The sequence below is a fragment of the Paucibacter sp. DJ2R-2 genome (assembly GCF_025717675.1).
Taxonomy (GTDB): Bacteria; Pseudomonadota; Gammaproteobacteria; order Burkholderiales; family Burkholderiaceae_C; genus Paucibacter_A.
This window is the reverse complement of sequence record NZ_JAJIRT010000007.1, coordinates 102,443-118,397: the sequence shown is the minus strand read 5'-3', so window position 1 is coordinate 118,397 and position 15,955 is coordinate 102,443. Positions and strand designations below refer to the sequence as shown.

At 64.7% G+C, this 15,955-nt stretch carries 15 protein-coding genes; 10 read left to right on the top strand and 5 right to left on the bottom strand.

What is annotated here, in order from left to right; all coding sequences use genetic code 11:
• Positions 1–5 precede the first annotated feature (5 nt).
• The 5 genes from LNV28_RS16795 to LNV28_RS16775 all read left to right on the top strand — a co-directional run bounded on the left by LNV28_RS16795 (position 6) and on the right by LNV28_RS16775 (position 4,123).
• Positions 6–542, top strand: a complete 537-nt coding sequence (locus LNV28_RS16795; protein WP_263517488.1) for a YbaK/EbsC family protein — start codon at positions 6–8, stop codon at positions 540–542.
• A gap of 50 nt (positions 543–592) precedes the next feature.
• On the top strand, positions 593–778 hold the full coding sequence (locus tag LNV28_RS16790; RefSeq protein WP_263517487.1) for a DUF1289 domain-containing protein: 186 nt from the start codon (positions 593–595) through the stop codon (positions 776–778).
• Positions 779–871: 93 nt separating this feature from the next.
• Complete coding sequence (locus tag LNV28_RS16785) at positions 872–1,522, top strand: 2-hydroxychromene-2-carboxylate isomerase (RefSeq protein ID WP_263517486.1); 651 nt, start codon at positions 872–874, stop codon at positions 1,520–1,522.
• A gap of 370 nt (positions 1,523–1,892) precedes the next feature.
• Complete coding sequence (locus tag LNV28_RS16780; protein ID WP_263517485.1) at positions 1,893–3,575, top strand: MFS transporter; 1,683 nt, start codon at positions 1,893–1,895, stop codon at positions 3,573–3,575.
• Between the two features lie 356 nt (positions 3,576–3,931).
• Positions 3,932–4,123 (top strand): hypothetical protein, encoded by a 192-nt coding sequence (locus tag LNV28_RS16775; RefSeq protein ID WP_263517484.1) that lies wholly within the window; start codon positions 3,932–3,934, stop codon positions 4,121–4,123.
• Positions 4,124–4,188: 65 nt separating this feature from the next.
• Here the strand turns inward: LNV28_RS16775 and LNV28_RS16770 are convergent, their stop codons facing one another.
• Both LNV28_RS16770 and LNV28_RS16765 read right to left on the bottom strand, forming a co-directional pair.
• Positions 4,189–5,763, bottom strand: coding sequence for a sensor histidine kinase (locus LNV28_RS16770; protein WP_263517483.1), 1,575 nt, complete (start codon positions 5,761–5,763; stop codon positions 4,189–4,191).
• Between the two features lie 186 nt (positions 5,764–5,949).
• Entirely contained in the window at positions 5,950–7,023 is a 1,074-nt protein-coding gene (locus tag LNV28_RS16765; protein ID WP_263517482.1) for a GGDEF domain-containing protein, read from the bottom strand.
• 270 nt (positions 7,024–7,293) lie between these two features.
• Between LNV28_RS16765 and LNV28_RS16760 the strand changes: the two genes are divergently transcribed.
• The 5 genes from LNV28_RS16760 to LNV28_RS16740 all read left to right on the top strand — a co-directional run bounded on the left by LNV28_RS16760 (position 7,294) and on the right by LNV28_RS16740 (position 13,103).
• Positions 7,294–8,514 carry an NAD(P)H-dependent flavin oxidoreductase gene (locus tag LNV28_RS16760; protein ID WP_263517481.1) on the top strand — a complete coding sequence of 407 codons (1,221 nt, stop codon included), beginning with the start codon at positions 7,294–7,296 and terminating at the stop codon, positions 8,512–8,514.
• A 175-nt stretch (positions 8,515–8,689) separates the two neighbouring features.
• Complete coding sequence (locus LNV28_RS16755; RefSeq protein WP_263517480.1) at positions 8,690–9,859, top strand: ABC transporter substrate-binding protein; 1,170 nt, start codon at positions 8,690–8,692, stop codon at positions 9,857–9,859.
• A gap of 86 nt (positions 9,860–9,945) precedes the next feature.
• The gene (locus LNV28_RS16750) at positions 9,946–10,863 is read left to right on the top strand and encodes a DMT family transporter (RefSeq protein ID WP_263517479.1); all 918 of its coding nucleotides are present in this window, start codon (positions 9,946–9,948) and stop codon (positions 10,861–10,863) included.
• A gap of 5 nt (positions 10,864–10,868) precedes the next feature.
• Positions 10,869–11,657: an SDR family oxidoreductase gene (locus LNV28_RS16745; protein WP_263517478.1), complete on the top strand. Its 789-nt coding sequence runs from the start codon at positions 10,869–10,871 to the stop codon at positions 11,655–11,657.
• A gap of 132 nt (positions 11,658–11,789) precedes the next feature.
• The gene (locus tag LNV28_RS16740) at positions 11,790–13,103 is read left to right on the top strand and encodes a CsgG/HfaB family protein (RefSeq protein ID WP_263517477.1); all 1,314 of its coding nucleotides are present in this window, start codon (positions 11,790–11,792) and stop codon (positions 13,101–13,103) included.
• Positions 13,104–13,136: 33 nt separating this feature from the next.
• On the opposite strand, the gene LNV28_RS16735 is transcribed toward LNV28_RS16740, so the two are convergent.
• The 3 genes from LNV28_RS16735 to LNV28_RS16725 are packed head-to-tail and all read right to left on the bottom strand — an operon-like array spanning position 13,137 to position 15,875.
• Entirely contained in the window at positions 13,137–14,042 is a 906-nt protein-coding gene (locus LNV28_RS16735) for a DMT family transporter (RefSeq protein WP_263517476.1), read from the bottom strand.
• Positions 14,039–14,329, bottom strand: a complete 291-nt coding sequence (locus LNV28_RS16730; protein WP_263517475.1) for a hypothetical protein — start codon at positions 14,327–14,329, stop codon at positions 14,039–14,041. The genes LNV28_RS16735 and LNV28_RS16730 overlap by 4 nt, the downstream gene beginning before the upstream one ends.
• A gap of 13 nt (positions 14,330–14,342) precedes the next feature.
• Entirely contained in the window at positions 14,343–15,875 is a 1,533-nt protein-coding gene (locus LNV28_RS16725; RefSeq protein WP_263517474.1) for a hybrid sensor histidine kinase/response regulator, read from the bottom strand.
• Positions 15,876–15,955: the final 80 nt, after the last annotated feature.

Here is a 15,955-nt window from a genome sequence, read left to right as displayed (position 1 = left end):
CGCGGATGAATTTGCCCGTCTTACCCGATTCCCCTGTTTCCCCAGTTGCCGAGGCCAGGCCCGAGGGCTTTCTTCGCGTCCAGGCGGCCTTGCGACAACGCGGCCATGCTCAGCCCCCCCGTTGGCTCGACGTGGCCGCGCGGACTTCGCAAGAAGCAGCCGAAGCCTTGGGCGTCAGCCTGGGCCAGATTGCCAAGTCGGTGGTGTTCCGTCGCCGGGCCGATGATGCCGCGGTGATGGTGATTGCCTCGGGCGATCGCCGCGTTGACGAGAAAAAGCTGCAGCAGCACACCGGGCCTCTGGGCCGTGCGGATGCCGACTTCGTCAAGTCGCACACCGGTTTCTCGATTGGCGGCGTGTCTCCGCTGGGCTTTGCGCCGGCGCAGGGCCTGTCTTTGCCTCAGCTGTTTCTGGACGCCGACCTGTTGCGCTTCGATCTCATCTGGGCTGCGGCCGGTCATCCGAACGGCGTGTTCCCGATGAGCCCTCCGGAGCTCAAGCAATTGACCGGTGCCGAGTTCATCGAGGTGGTGCAAACATGAGCGGCCCACGCCCCCCTGTTTCTGTGCTTGCCCCAGTGCCGGCTTCCACGGTGAGCTCTCCCTGCACCAATATCTGCCGCATTCATGCGCCGACCGGCTGGTGCGAAGGTTGTGCCCGCAGCATTCCGGAAATCACTGTCTGGTCGCGCGCCGATGATGAGACGCGCCGCGAGATTCTGGCGCGCCTGCCCGAGCGGCGCGAGCAACTGGCCGAGCAGGGCATTTTCATCGCCTGAGTGCTGTAACGCACGAGGCCTATCGGTTTACTTTTTTCCACCCGCGTTCCGCTGGGGCCCATAGGGCCGCAGCACTCGACAGGAGCCTTCCGCATGAAACAGCTGCGCTTTTACTTCGACCCCATTTCCCCTTACGCGGCCCTGGCTTTCGAGCATTTGCCCCAAGCCTTGGAGGGCCTGAGCTACAGCGTCGAGTACCGACCGATTCTGTTTGCCGCCTTGCTTCACGCCTTGGGCCAAAAAGGACCGGCCGAGATCGAACCCAAGCGCCAGTGGACCTTCCGTCAGGTCAGCTGGGCCGCTCACAAGTTGGGCCTGCCGCTGCAGGTTCCGGCCCAGCATCCATTCAACCCCTTGCCGCTGCTGCGCCTGGCTTGGGCCTGTGCTCCTGCGGGCGGCACGCCGAACCGGGCCACGGTCGAGCGCATCTTCCGCCACGTCTGGCGCAGCGAAGGTGCTCATCCCGCCGATGCCACGCGTCTGGCCGCCTTGACGCAGGAGCTCGCCCCGGTGCGCGACCCCGCCAGCGAAGACATCAAGGAAGCGCTGCGTGTGGCCACCGAGGCGGCGCTGACGCTGGGGGTGTTCGGGGTGCCGACGATTGAGGTCGACGGCCGGCTGTTCTGGGGCCTGGATTCGCTGGAGATGCTGGCCGCCTACCTCAAGGGCGACGTCTGGTTTGAGCAGGGCGGCTGGGAAGCCGCCGCGGTGCAACGTCCTGGTTTGCGTCGCGCGGGTGCCTGAGGCCTGCTGCCGCGTCAAGCGCCAGCAGCTCGGGCGCAAGGCCCCTGGATGTCATGAGCTGACGCGCTAGTTCAGCGGCACACCGAGCCTGACCGACTCAGCCCGGGACTTACCCTGTAAAGGCTTGAAATTTCGGATTGTGAAATTGCAAAGCAGGGTTGCAGCGGATTTTGTCAGCCTGGATTCAGTTCGGCGTCAGAGTTGGGTCAGAGCCGGCTCCCATGATGCGTGTCAAGAGCTACCGGTCGGTGGCTCTCAAGCAAACGTCGGTTTGCAAGAGGATGGGCCCTCAGCCTTTTGCTGGTGAGAGCCGCTCAGGACCCCAGGTCCATCCCCTTGTGGCCGGACGAAATCAACGGAGACACCCACCATGGCAACTGCAAACGCAGTCTCCACCAGCACGCCGATGACGGCAGAGGAAAAGAAGGTCATCTTCGCCTCCTCGCTCGGCACCGTGTTCGAGTGGTACGACTTCTACCTCTACGGTTCGCTGGCGGCCATCATCGCCAAGCAATTCTTCTCGCAACTGGATCCGCAGGCGGCCTTCATCGCCTCGCTGCTGGCCTTTGCGGCCGGTTTCATCGTGCGCCCCTTCGGCGCCCTGGTGTTCGGTCGCCTGGGTGACATGATCGGTCGCAAGTACACCTTCCTGGTGACCATTCTGATCATGGGCTTGTCGACCTTCATCGTCGGCATCTTGCCCGGTTCGGCCACCATCGGCGCTGCGGCTCCGGTGATCCTGATCGCGTTGCGCATGCTGCAAGGCCTGGCCCTCGGCGGCGAGTACGGCGGTGCTGCCACCTATGTGGCGGAGCATGCTCCTCAAGGCAAACGCGGCGCCTACACCTCCTGGATTCAAACCACGGCGACACTGGGCCTGTTCCTGTCGCTGATGGTGATTCTGGGCACGCGAACCCTGGTGGGCGAGGCTGCGTTTGCCGATTGGGGCTGGCGCGTTCCTTTCTTGGTGTCCATCCTGTTGCTGGCCATCAGCGTCTGGATTCGCCTGTCGATGAATGAATCGCCGGCCTTCCAAAAGATGAAGTCGGAAGGCAAGACCTCCAAGGCACCTTTGTCTGAGTCCTTCGGCCAGTGGAAGAACCTGAAGATCGTCGCTCTGGCCTTGTTTGGCCTGGTGGCCGGTCAAGGTGTGGTCTGGTATTCGGGCCAGTTCTATGCGCTGTTCTTCCTGACCAGCGTGTTGAAGGTGGACAACGCCACCGCCAACATCATGGTGGCTGTCTCGTTGCTGCTGGGCACGCCTTTCTTCGTGATCTTCGGCACTCTGTCGGACAAGATTGGTCGCAAACCCATCATCATGGCGGGTCTGCTGCTGGCCATCGTCACCTACTTCCCGCTGTTCAAGGCTCTGACCAACGCCGCCAACCCGGATCTGGCCAAGGCTCAAGCCAGCGCCCAGATCACCCTGACCGTGGACATGAGCACCTGCTCCTTCCAGGGCAGCCCGGTGGCCAAGGAAGTGGACTTCACCAGCTCCTGCGACATCGCCAAGCGTGCCCTGGCCCAGTCGTCGGCCAGCTATGAAACTCTGTCGGGCCCCGCTGGTTCGTTGGCCGTCATCAAGGTCGGCGAGAAGGTCATCAATGGCTTGAACGCCACCAAGCTGAACGACTACAAGTTCGATGAAGCGACGGTCAAAGGCATTGCCGCCTTCAAGAAGGAATTGGCTGAAGGCCTGAAGGCTGCCGGCTATCCCGCCAAGGCCGACCCGGCCAAGGTCAACCAGCCCATGGTCGTGGCCATCCTCTTCGTCCTGGTGCTGTACGTGACCATGGTCTACGGTCCGATTGCCGCCATGTTGGTGGAAATGTTCCCGACCCGCATCCGCTACACGTCGATGAGCTTGCCGTACCACATCGGCAATGGCTGGTTCGGTGGCCTGTTGCCTTCCATCACCTTTGCGATGGTGGCGCAGAACGGCAACATCTATCACGGCCTCTGGTACCCGATCGGCGTTGCCGCCATGACCCTGGTCATCGGCCTGCTGTTCGTGCGTGAAACCAAGGACGTGGACATCTACGCCAAGGACTGACGCTACACGGGTCTTGCCCGGTATTGCGCAAGGCGCGTAGCCGGGTAGGGCCACTGAAATCGTCGATGAAAGGGAGGCCGCCGGCCTCCCTTTTTTTGTGGCCGCGGCCCAAGAGCTGTTCGGGTAGCTTGTCATGCATCGCGCCGGCGAGTGCAGGGCGTGGCGCTGCATCGCGGTGATGCCTGCCACTGAAATGCGTGATTAGCTCGGTTCCAGGCCCCGGTACCGGATCTGACAGCTTTCGGCTTCGCCCGACGGGCGGCCTGGTGCGAGCCCTTGTGCGTCGTTTGCTCAGCCTGCTGTCAGCTTGGTCCGCAAGAATTCATCATCCAAACTTTTGATTCGGGAAAACAATCATGTGGAAATTGCTCGTCGGATTCTTTTTGTTCGCAGCCCTGGCCATCTTCATCATGAGCAAGGGTGGCGACATCGACATGAGCGGCGAAAAGCATGATGTGACGGCGGGCCATGCCGAAGCGCCTGCGGCTGCCTCTGAGCCAGCAGCTGCCGTGGCCGCCTCTGCGCCGGCTTCCGCTGCCTCCAACTGAGGTGTTGACCCTGGGCTGCTGAGGCAGCCCCTTAGCGCTGCTTGGAAGCGATCCAGCGCAGTGCTTTAGTGCAAGGCTTCTTCGCTTCCGCTGCCGCGTTGCGGTGCCACGACAGGCAGATGCATCACCATGCGGGTGCCCTGGCCGACAGCGCTGAACACTTCGATCTGCCCGCCCAGCACATGGGTGACGATGTTGTGCACGATGTGCATGCCCAGACCGGAGCCGCCGGTGCCCAACTTGGTGGTGAAGAAAGGGTCGAAGATGCGGCGCCGCACCGACTCATCCATGCCCCGGCCGTCGTCTTCGACGCTCAATTCGACTTCATCGGCACTGGGCAGACTGCAGCGCACCAGGACTTGACCCTGCTCGCGGCCTTCGAAGCCATGCACCAGTGCATTGATCAGCAAATTGGTCAGCACCTGGCCCAGCGAACCTGGGTAGCTGCTCATTTCGATGCCCCGCACCAACTCGGTTCGGATCAAAAAGGGCGTGTGCTTGAAACTGGGCTCGACCATGACCAGCACGTCTTCGATCACCCGGTCGAGCTCGAAGTCACGACGCGAGTCGGTGGTCTGGTCGATGGCCACGCGCTTGAAGTCACGCACCAAGTCGGCGGCCTTCTGAACATTTCGCTGCAGAATGTCCTGACCACGACGGGTGTCCCGTACCAGGTCCTCAAGCACGCTACGTCGCATCGGTGTGTTGTTGCTCAGCATCTCGTCGAGTTGTCGGTAGCGGTCCTCCAGCGATGACACCACTGTGAGCGAGTTGCCCAAGGGTGTGTTCAGTTCATGGGCCACGCCCGCCACCAAGCGCCCCAGGGATGCCAGCTTCTCAGATTCAACCAACTCATGCTGGGCCGTCTTCAGGTTGGCCAAAGCCTGGGTGAGATCGCCATTGCTGGTGGTCAGTTCAGCCGTGCGTTGTTCCACCTGTTCCTCCAGGGTGTTGGCGTGTTCGCGCAAGGCGTCGAAGGCTTGTAGCAAGGACTGGCGCATGCGCTCCATGGAAAGCCCGACTCGGGCAATCTCATCGCTACCACCCAGTTTCAGCGGCTGCTGCAGCTGGCCTGCGGCCAGGGCTTCGGCGGCTTGCGTCAGTTGGGTCATGGGTTGCAGCACGCGGCGTTGCATCACCCACAGGATCAGGGCCGAGGACAAGGTCAGGGTCAGGAAGCTGCGCCACAAGGTGCGCAGCATTTCGGCCTGCTTGGCCTCGAGCAAGGGCGCGGCGCTCATTTCCACCGTCAGCTCGGCAATCTTGCGCCCATCGCGCATGACGGCCCGGCTTTCGCTCAGGGTCAGGTCCGGTTCGGTTGCCGCTTCTTGCTTGCGGCGCAGCTCCTGGAACGGGGCGACGGAGGAGGGCTCGCGTACCACGACCGAAACAAAGCGCGGGTCATCGAACTGGGCCTTGATCATGGGTTCGGCCAGGTCCGGCGAGACTTGCCAGACTGGCTCGGCCAGAGACAGGGCCATCACTTCTGTGGTGCGCACCAGGTCGCGCTTGAGATCGTCCAGCGCCGTGCGCCGGGTCTTTTGCGCGTCATAGAGCAGGACCAAGGCCGTCGGCACCAGCAGTCCGATCAGCAGGGCGACGATGACCGCGTAACGAAGTGACGCGCGTTCAAACATCATCGAGCCCGGGCCAATTGAGGGCGGCGATGCAAACCAGGGTCGGCAGGGGCAAGAAGCGGTGCGTCATCACGTCAACAGGGGCCGAGGTGCACCGAGTGTATGAGCAGTTTCTCGCGGGTCAAGCGGCGCGCGGGCCCGGCGTCGTGCGCGCGCGTCGCAGGGCGGTGCTGTCTTGGGCGGTAGCCATCAAGCCGCTTGTGCACTCAGCACCGTGACGCAGTTACGGCCGCAGCGCTTGGAGGCGTAAAGCGCCCGGTCCGCCCGCGCGAAGAAGTCGTTGGCACTCTCGCCGGGGTGCATCTGGGTGACACCCATGGAAATGGTGATGCGCTCCAGCGCAGCCTGAGTCTGCGCGGGGCGGATGCGACTGGCTGCCACCGAGGCTCGCATCTGCTCGGCCACGCTCTCCGCTTCGGCAAGCTGAGCCCGCGGCAGCAGCAAGGCGAATTCTTCCCCGCCCACGCGCGCCGGCAGGCTGTCATGGGCGGCCACGCCTTTTAGCGTTTGTGCCACGGCGCGCAATACATGGTCTCCGAACAGGTGGCCGAAGCTGTCGTTGACACGCTTGAAGAAGTCGATGTCGCCGAGCACCAGACAGGGCGCCGGCTGTCCCGCGCCTGCCGCGGTGCCCGGCCCGCGATGGCTTGCCGTGCACTGGCTCAGTTGCTGCTCGAAGGCGCGCCGGTTGGCCAAGCCGGTCAGCGCGTCCACCAAGGCATCTGCACGGGCTTTCTGCACTTCGGCACGCAGGAGACGGATCTCGTTCTGGCTGCTGTCAAGACGTCCCTGCAATTGCTGCAGACTGGCGCGCACTTCCCGGGTGCTGTCGAGCAGTTCTCGGACCACGCCTGCAGGGTCCTGTTCGGCGGATTGAGGGCGAAGCGCGGCGTCGGCGAGCACCTCTTGGACCCAGCGCTGCAGCGAGGCTTCGAAGCCGGCCGTGTGCTGGCCGGCCTGCGCGGTCGAAGCCGACAAGCCGTCAAGCACCCGAGCCATGCCGTCGCCTATGGTCTGAGCGGTCTTGGGGTTGAAGTCGCTGACATGAGTGTCGTAGAGCTGCCAGGTCTGGGTTTCGTCCAGGCTGCGGCCTTCTTGCGTGAGCTTCTTCAAGGCGCGACTCAAGGGGGGGTTGATGCCGCTGACATGCTCGTACCAGACCGCGTAGCTGACCGGATGCAGCGCCGCGCGCTGCCGGGTCATCAAGGGCAGGGCGGCGCGCAAATGCTCGGCGCTGCGTGACATCGAATCCTGGTATCTCATCGGGCTTGCCTTCCGTGTTCCTGGCGCGGTTGTGGCCAAGTTCGTCGCGGCGGAGGCAGAACTGCTGTGCCGCCTCGGATGCTGCCGCCTCGCTCTTGCGGCCCCGTCCTCCTGGCTTGCAGCGCTTTCGGCATGTGGCTGGCTAACTCAAGAGGGGCGGCAGGCTGTGATCGCAGCGCTGCTGACTTTCGTCAATTAGTACCGCCTCTCTAGGCCTTAGTCTGCGCCCTGATCTTCTTTTCAAGGCGCCGACAGCGCCATGCCATGCCCATGACCGCAAACCTCAGTCCTCAGCAGCAGCTGCAAACGGCTTTCGAACGCAGCGGCTTGCGTGCCCTGGAGTTGCAGGGGCGTCGTCTATTGCCCATTGTGCAAGGCGGCATGGGTGTGGGTGTCAGTGCCCAGCAACTGGCCGGCACGGTGGCCTCGCTCGGTGGGGTTGGGACCTTGAGTTCGGTCGATCTGCGCCGGCAGCATCCCGATCTGATGGCCCGCACCGAAGGCCACAACGCGGGCGAGGAGGCCAAGCGCTTGATCAATGAAGTCAATCTGATCGCGCTGGAACGCGAGATCGAGGGAGCCAAGCAGCGCGCCCAGGGGCGTGGCCTGGTGGCGCTCAATGTCATGCGTGCTGTTGCTGAGTACGCGCCGCAGGTGCGGCGGGCGCTCGAGTGCGGCATCGAAGCGGTGGTGGTCGGTGCCGGCCTGCCTTTGGACTTGCCTGATCTGGCGGCGGCCTACCCACGGGTGGCCCTGATTCCCATCCTCAGCGACGCTCGCGGTGTGCAGTTGATCGTGCGCAAGTGGGAGCGCAAGCAACGCCTGCCCGATGCCATCGTGATCGAGCACCCGCGCCTGGCCGGCGGCCACCTCGGCGCAGCCAAGGTCAGTGATGTCAATGATGCTCGCTTCGACTTCGAGCGTGTCATTCCCGAGTGCCTGGAGTATTTCGAGAAAGCCGGTATCGCCGGCAAGATTCCTCTGATCGCGGCCGGTGGCGTGCGCTCGTTTGAAGACATCCAACGCCTGCAGGCCCTGGGCGCGGCGGCCGTGCAACTGGGCACGCCCTTTGCCGTCACGGTGGAAGGGGATGCCCATCCTGAATTCAAACGGGTCTTGGCCGAGGCCAGCGATGCCGATCTGGTGGAGTTCATCAGTGTGGCCGGCCTGCCTGCGCGCGCTGTGGCCACGCCATGGTTGCGCAACTATCTGCGTGCAGCTCCCAAGTTGCAGGCCATGGCTCAAGTGAAGAGCCGCTGCACCAAGGCGTTTGACTGTCTGGCGCAATGCGGCCTGCGTGACGGACTCAAGGAGGCCGGTCAGTTCTGCATCGACAACCAACTGGCGGCTGCCCTGCGCGGCGACGCCAAGCATGGGCTGTTCTTTCGCGGCGTGGGCGCCTTGCCTTTCGGCAGCCAGATTCGCAGCGTCGCCGATCTGATGCAGTGCCTCTTGAGCCCCGGCGGTGGACGGGCCGCGCAGGGCGTGTGAGGCGGGTAATGAGTCCGTAAGCGGAGCGCCGCTCGTGCCTTCGTTTCACGGGTTTTTCCGGGTGCCGATGGTCACCCGGCAGGCCTTGCCCTGCGCCACAATCGCGCCTTGAATTTTCGCTGACGGCTCCTTCGTGGCCGGCGAAAGACAAGAGACGAGGGTGAGGGGGAGAGTCATGCGTGACGCTGGAGGAAGGGCTGCCGTGGCGGCCCGGCAGCAGGGCACCGTGGTGCCCGTGTGGAGCAGGGCTGCTCGTGCAGCCCTGCTGGCCTGCCTGTGTGCGACAGGCCTGGCACATGCCCAGATCAAGATCGGCCAAACGGCTGGTTTCAGCGGACCCGCGGCAGCCGGGGTGCAGGAGATCACCGATGGCGCGCGCCTGTATTTCGATGCCATCAATGCCCAGGGCGGCATCAAGGGGCAGTCGATCGAACTGATCTCGCTGGACGACAAGTACGAGCCACAGCTCAGCGCCGCCAATGCCGAGCGATTGATCGAGCAAGGCGTGGTGGCCTTGTTCCTGAGCCGCGGTACAGCCCAGAGTCAGGCCCTGCTGCCCTTGCTCAGCAAGTATCAGGTGGCCCTGGTGGCGCCGTCCAGCGGCGCCATGGTCTTGCACCAGCCCTTCATCCCCCAGGTTTTCAATGTGCGGGCCACCTTTCAGCGCGAGGCGGCGCGGGCGGTCCAACATCTGGCCACCATCGGCGTCAAGCGGGTGACCGTGGTGCAGGTCAATGACGCCTTCGGCAACGACGCTGGTGTTGGTGCGATCAAGGGCCTGGAGGCCCAGGGCATGAAGGCCTCGGCGATCCTGCGCTTCGATCGCGACAAGCCCGAGCTCGCTCCTTTGATGGAGCAGGTGGCCAAGGCGGGCGTCGAGGCGGTGCTGTTCATCGGCCCCAGCTATGCCGTGGTGCAGGGTGTCAATGCCCTGCGCGCCACGGGCTCCAAGGCCCATATCGCCACCCTGTCGAACAATGCGTCCACGGACTTCGTCAAGGCCTTGGGGGAGAACGCCCATGGCGTGATCGTTACTCAAGTCTTTCCGTATGAACGCTCCAGCAACAACCCTCTGGTGCGCGAAGCCCTGGGCATGGCCAAGGCGCGCGGCCGCAACGAGCTGAGCCCGGCGCAGATCGAAGGTTTCGCGGCCGCCAAACTGCTGGTCGAAGGGCTGAAGCGCTGTGTCAAGGACATCAACCGCGCCGGCTTGCTCAAGGCATTGGAAGGTGTGCAGCGCTTGGACCTTGGCGGCGTCGAGCTGCATTACGGCCCCAAGGACCGCAGCGGCCTCGATTTCGTCGACATCTCCATCATCGGTCCTGACGGCAAGTTCTGGCGCTGAGCCTCTGCCCCCTGCGCGGCAGCCTCGCCGAGGAGAGAAGGCCCAGCTCGCCCACGGGCAGAGCCCGGCTTCTATGATGGCCGGCGATGTCTTCCCCTGTACCGAGTGAGTGTTCCCCCGCGCCCGCACGCCTGTGGCCGGGTTTTGTCTTGGCGACGGCCGGGGCTGTTGCTTTCTCGGGCAAGGCCATCATTGTCAAACTGGCCTATCGGCACGGTGTCGATGCGGTGACGCTGCTGATGCTGCGCATGCTGATGGCGCTGCCGATGTTTCTCTTGCTGGCTTGGTGGGCCGGTCGGGGCAAGCCGGCGCTGAGCCGGCGTGATGTGCGCGTGGTGCTGGGCCTGGGGTTCAGCGGTTACTACCTGGCCAGCTTTCTGGACTTCGCAGGGCTGGCCTACGTCAGTGCCAGTTTTGAGCGCCTGATCCTCTACCTCAACCCGACCTTGGTGCTCTTGCTGGGCTGGGTGTTCTTCAAACGCAGGGTCACCGGCCGGCAGTTGATGGCTTTGGCCATCAGCTACAGCGGCGTGCTCTTGGTGTTCGGTCAGGAGTTGTCCGTGCAGGGCCCCGATGTCGGCCTGGGTGCCGCATTGGTTTTCGGCAGTGCGCTCAGCTATGCCTGCTATTTGCTGTTCAGCGGCGAGGAGGTGCAGCGCCTGGGCGCGATGCGCCTGACCGGCCTGGCCACCAGCGTGGCCTGCCTGCTGTGTATTGTTCAGTTTCTCTTGCTGCGCCCGCTCGGTGGCCTGGCCCAGCTGGCGCCCGAAGTGCTGTGGCTGTCCCTGCTCAACGCCACGGCTTGCACGTTTGCGCCGGTGCTGATGGTGATGCTGGCGATCGAGCGCTTGGGAGCGAGCTTGGCGGCGCAGACCGGCATGGTGGGGCCCATGTCCACCATCGTGCTGGGCGCGCTGATTCTCGATGAACCCTTCACCGTCTGGGTGCTGTTGGGCACCTTGTTGGTCCTGGGTGGGGTGTGGTTGTTGACGCGTTGGAGGTGATGACGATGGATCTGGGACTGTCGGGCCGTTGGGCCTTGGTGTGTGCGGCCAGCAAGGGCCTGGGTCGAGGCTGTGCCGAGGCCTTGGTGAAAGAGGGCGCGCATGTGGTGATCACGGCGCGCAGTGCCGAGGCACTCGAGGCCACGGCTCTGGAGCTGCGGGCGCTGAACCCTGCCGTGCTGGTGCGCGCCGTGGCCGGTGACATCACCACGCCCGAGGGCCGTGCTGCCGCCCTGGCGGCCTGCCCGCAGGTTGATGTGCTGGTCAACAACGCCGGCGGCCCGCCGCCCGGTGATTTTCGCGACTGGGACCGCGCTACCTGGCTGGCCGCCATCGACGCCAATATGCTGACCCCGATCGAGCTGATCAAGGCGACGGTGGATGGCATGGCGGCGCGTGGCTTCGGTCGCGTGGTCAACATCACCTCGGGCGCGGTCAAGGCGCCCATCGATGTGCTGGGCCTGTCCAACGGCGCGCGTTCGGGCCTGACCGGCTTTGTCGCCGGCCTGGCGCGCCAGCCGCAGCTGGCCGGCCGCAATGTCACCCTCAACAACCTGCTGCCCGGCGCTTTTGACACCGAGCGCCTGCACAAGACCCTGGTGGCCGGTGCCAGCAAGAACGGCCTGGCGACCGAGGAGTTTGCGCAGCGCCGCAAGCAAGGCATTCCGGCCCAGCGCTTCGGCACGGCCGCCGAGTTTGGCGCCATCTGCGCCATGCTGTGCAGCGCACAGGCCGGCTACCTGACGGGGCAGAACATCCTGCTCGACGGTGGGGCTTATGCCGGCGTGTTTTGAGTGAGCCAGGCGGGGCACAACTCGGTCGCAATTTGTTACCGATCTGGGCCCTTTTGGGGGATGGGTGAGCGGGCCACACTTGGGCACAATGCCCGGCTTCGTGTGGCTATGCCTGAATTGGAGTGCATCTTGATGATGAAGCAGAAGGTCTTCGTGCAGACCGGCGTGGTGGCTGCGGCCGTGATGATGCTGGCAGGTGCTGTCCGCGCCGAGGAGCAGGGCTCCAATGTCGAGAAGTGCTCGAAGAAGCTGGGCGTGATCGCCGTGGCCGAGCCGCAGACTGGCTGGCACCACCTGTCGCGCTACGGCCTGGGTTCGCCCGAGGCCTTGCTGCGCATGATGATCCAGCAGTCGGGTTGCTTCGACGTGGTCGAACGCGGCGTGGCCATGCAGAACCTGCAGCAAGAGCGCGCCTTGGGCCAGAGCGGCGAGCTGCGCCAGGAATCCAATGTCGGCAAGGGCCAGATGCAGGCCGCCGATTTCGTGATGACGCCCAATGTGCAGGTGGCCGCATCGGATACCGGCGGCATCGGTGGTGCGTTGATGGGTCGACTGGGCGTGCTCGGCGCGATTGCCGGCGGCCTCAAGTTCAAGGAAGCGTCCACCAGCCTCTTGATCGCTGATGTTCGCTCGAGCATTCAAGTGGCTGCCGCCGAAGGCAAAGCCACCAAAACCGACTTCGGCATTGGCGGCTGGGCCTATGGCAACGGCATGCTGGGCGCCCTGGGTGGCTACACCAAGACGCCGGAAGGCAAGATGGTGGCCGCCAGCCTGCTGGACAACTACAACAAGATTGTCCAGACCGTCCGTGACCAGCCCCAACTGATCCGTACCAACAGCGCTTCGGGCGATGCCAATGCCTCTGCCTCGCAAAAGGCTGAAGCGCCGCAAAAGCCTGGCCAGACCCTGTGCCCCAAGATCGCCAATGTGAAGGCCTATGCCACCGCCTCGCGCGAGGGCAAGGTCGTCGCCACCTTGACCAAGAACGACGAGCTGATCGCCTCGGGCGAGCTGAGCAACGGCTTTGTCTTTGTGGACGCCGCCAACTTCAGCGGCTGGGTGCAGCGCACCTTGGTCGGCGCTTGCGGCATGGTCTCCAGCGCGCCGCAGGCCCAGCCGGTCACTCAGGTGGTGGCCGGCGGCATCTTCGGCAACTTCTCCGGCAGCTTCAGCGGCTACGAGCAGGGCAGCTTCACCGTCAGCATCCTGCCGGGCCTGAATGGCAGCGGCACAGTCACCGGCAGCGGTGTTTCCAACCAAAGCGGCGCCTTCAACGTCAGCGGCGCGGTGGCGCCCAACGGTCGTTTGACCATGGTGGCTTCCGGCTCGGCCGGCTCAGCCCATTACCAGGGTGGCGTGGACCCCGTCAGCGGCCTGGTCAGCGGCACCTGGAGCTATGGCGGCGGCATGAAGGGCGGCGGCAGCTTCAACGGCCAGCGCAGCTGAGGGCGTAGCTGAGTTGTGCTCAGCCCCGCGGCTTCAGGCCTTTTTCGACGAAACCCAGATTCCGGCCGCAATCAGGCCCAGGGCCACGCCGTGGTACCACTGCGGCCATTCGCCCAGCAGGGCGGCCGACATCAGACCAGCAAACACCGGCGTGAGGTTGCCGAAGAAGGCCGCAACCGCCGGTCCGGCCTGAGCAACGCCCAGGCCCCAGCAGCGGTAGGCGATCAGCGAAGGCCCCACCGCCACGTAGATCAGGGTTAGGGCAAGACCTGGCCCCCAGGCGATGGGTGTTGGCTTGCCCAGCGCCTGCTCGGCGCCCGCCATGCCGCCGGCAAAGACCAGGCCGAAGAGCAGTTGGGCCATCAGGGTCTCGGCCCAGTCCCAGTTGGGGCGTTGCTCGCCGCGCATCGAGGCGGGCGGTCGTGCCAGCAGCCAGCTGTACAGGGCCCAGGACAGAATCGCCAAAAGCATCAGCAGATCGCCGCTGACGAAGTGCACCTGGGCCAGGCTGGCCAGTTGCCCGCGCGCGATCACCAGGGCAACGCCGGCCAGCGAGAGCAGGGCGCCCAGCAGCTGTCGCCGCTGCGGCCGCACGCCGAACAGCAAGGCGCCAATCGCCAGCATCCAGACCGGCAGGCTGGCGGCGATCAGGGTAACGTTGAGTGCGCTCGAGCTGCGCAAGGCCTGGTATTGCAGAGCGTTGTAGCAGCCCATGCCCAGGAAACCGGTCAAAGCCAGATAGGCCCAGCGCTGGCGCAGCAATTCGGTTTGCCTCAGCAGCCGCCAAGACAGTGGCAGCAAGAGCAGGGCCGCCAAGGTCCAGCGCAGGCCGTTGAGGGCCAGGGGGCTGATGCTGTCCACCATCAGCCGGCCCAGCACCGCATTGCCCGCCCACATCAAGGGCGGCAGGGTCAGCAACAGGGCCAGGCGCGGGTTCAAAGGCCGGTGTCCGAGCGCTTGGCGGCTTCGCGGCGTTTGTTGTTCTTGCTGCCGCTGCGCAGGCGCCAGCGCAGCAGCAAGCCCACAGCCACCGCCAGGCCGGTCAGCAGAGGCAGGGCCGAGCGGGCCTGGCCGGTTTGTGCTGAGCCCAGCGTGCTGACGGAGTCCATCAGCCAGGCGAACAGGCCACCGATCAGGGCGAGCGAAAGCAAGGCCAGGGCCCCCGCCAACAGCAAGCCCCAGGCAAGGCGGCGGTAGCGAGCCTGGCTCGTGAGGTTCATGTCCATGGCAGGCAGAGGATCAAGCTGTGGTGGCGGGCTGCGTCGCGTGGCTGTCTGCGGCGGCTGTCGAACCGTCTAGCGCCACTTCAAAGCTGAAGCAGGAGCCCGTACCGGGTTGGCTTTCGACCTGCACCTGGCCGCCCATGAGGTCGACCAGGCGCTGCACGATGGTCAGACCCAAACCCGTGCCGCCGTAACGGCGGGTGATGCTGCCATCGGCCTGGCTGAAGGGTTCGAAGATCTGCTGGATCTGATCGCGAGTCATGCCAATGCCAGTGTCATGGACACTGAAGCGCAGGCGCAGCGCCCCTGCGGTGGCGCTTGCGGGCACCTGATCATTGGCATCGGGCTCGATGCGTTCCACCTCGACGCGGACCTCGCCTTTCTCGGTGAACTTGAGCGCGTTGCCGACCAGATTGACCAGCACCTGGCGGAGGCGTAGGGCATCGCCGATCGCGTGTTGGGGCACACCGGGCTGCACGCGTGCATGCAAATGCAGGCCTTTTTCATGAGCCTGCAGCAGCAGCGGGTGCAGGGCTTCGCGCAGGCAGTCGTGCAGGGAGAAATGGGCTTGTTCGATGAGCACCCGGCCCGATTCGATCTTGGCCACGTCGAGCAGGTCGTTGATGATGACCATCAAGCCCTTGGCCGAGCTGTGCGCCAGCTCGATGAACTTGCGCTGCTTGTCGCTCAACTCAGTTTGCAGCACCAGCTCGGTCAGGCCGAGCACGCCGTTCATGGGCGTGCGGATTTCGTGGCTCATATTGGCCAGGAAGCTGCTCTTGGCCTGGCTGGCGGCTTCGGCCACTTCGCGCGCGGCCTCCAGAGCGGCCTGGCTGGCCTTGAGATCGGCGATGTCGCGCGCGTTGAGCAGCAGCACTTGCTCCCCGGTCACCGGGTCGCGCATGGGGCGTGCGTTGACCCCATGCCAGCAGCGCCCGCCGTCGCTGAGCAATTCCAGGTCGGCCTTGAAGCTGTGCCCCGCCCGCACCTGGTTGAACACTTTGATCGCATCGGCGCGGTCGGCAAACAGGGCTTCGAAATCGCTGATGCGATGGCCGTCGCTGGCGGGTTTGCGGCTGTCGAAGGCCAGCGCAGCGGCCGGGTTGCGCATCAGGGTGTTGCCATCTTGCAAGCTGAAGACGGCGATGCGCACACTGGTGTGCTGCAAGGCTTCGACGCCGCGCAGCATGGCTTTGTCACTGCCGCTGGCCAGGGAGTCGGCCGCAAACAGCATGACCTGGCGGCGGTCGGGGGTGAGGATGCCGCGCGAGACCAGCATGACGGTGGCCGGTTGGCCCTTGGGGTAGAGGGTCCATTGCTCGCGCACGATCTTGCCCTGGGCATGGTCGGCGGCGGTCACTGCCAGTCGTTCGCGCACGGCTTCGCTGGTGTCCGAAAAATCACGTGAGAGGAACTCCTCGGCACTGCTGGCGCGCCAGAAGTTCAAGGCGGCCGCGTTGGCCCAGAGATTGCGCTGGCGTTCGGGATCGAAAACCCACATCGGCACATCAAGCCAGTCGTAGTGGGTCAGGCAGGCGAAGTCGAGCATGGAGGATCAGTGGGGCCAGTGAGCTGCCGGTCCGTAGGCGGTAGGGCGCGGAATGCTGCGCATTGTCGCTTGCGCGACCC

Coding starts and splice junctions, on each gene's coding strand:
- LNV28_RS16795 (WP_263517488.1), top strand. CDS start 6: ATGAATTTGCCCGTCTTACCCGATTCCCCTGTTTCCCCAGTTGCCGAG.
- LNV28_RS16785 (WP_263517486.1), top strand. CDS start 872: ATGAAACAGCTGCGCTTTTACTTCGACCCCATTTCCCCTTACGCGGCC.
- LNV28_RS16780 (WP_263517485.1), top strand. CDS start 1,893: ATGGCAACTGCAAACGCAGTCTCCACCAGCACGCCGATGACGGCAGAG.
- LNV28_RS16775 (WP_263517484.1), top strand. CDS start 3,932: ATGTGGAAATTGCTCGTCGGATTCTTTTTGTTCGCAGCCCTGGCCATC.
- LNV28_RS16770 (WP_263517483.1), bottom strand. CDS start 5,763: ATGATGTTTGAACGCGCGTCACTTCGTTACGCGGTCATCGTCGCCCTG.
- LNV28_RS16765 (WP_263517482.1), bottom strand. CDS start 7,023: ATGAGATACCAGGATTCGATGTCACGCAGCGCCGAGCATTTGCGCGCC.
- LNV28_RS16760 (WP_263517481.1), top strand. CDS start 7,294: ATGACCGCAAACCTCAGTCCTCAGCAGCAGCTGCAAACGGCTTTCGAA.
- LNV28_RS16755 (WP_263517480.1), top strand. CDS start 8,690: ATGCGTGACGCTGGAGGAAGGGCTGCCGTGGCGGCCCGGCAGCAGGGC.
- LNV28_RS16750 (WP_263517479.1), top strand. CDS start 9,946: ATGTCTTCCCCTGTACCGAGTGAGTGTTCCCCCGCGCCCGCACGCCTG.
- LNV28_RS16745 (WP_263517478.1), top strand. CDS start 10,869: ATGGATCTGGGACTGTCGGGCCGTTGGGCCTTGGTGTGTGCGGCCAGC.
- LNV28_RS16740 (WP_263517477.1), top strand. CDS start 11,790: ATGATGAAGCAGAAGGTCTTCGTGCAGACCGGCGTGGTGGCTGCGGCC.
- LNV28_RS16730 (WP_263517475.1), bottom strand. CDS start 14,329: ATGGACATGAACCTCACGAGCCAGGCTCGCTACCGCCGCCTTGCCTGG.
- LNV28_RS16725 (WP_263517474.1), bottom strand. CDS start 15,875: ATGCTCGACTTCGCCTGCCTGACCCACTACGACTGGCTTGATGTGCCG.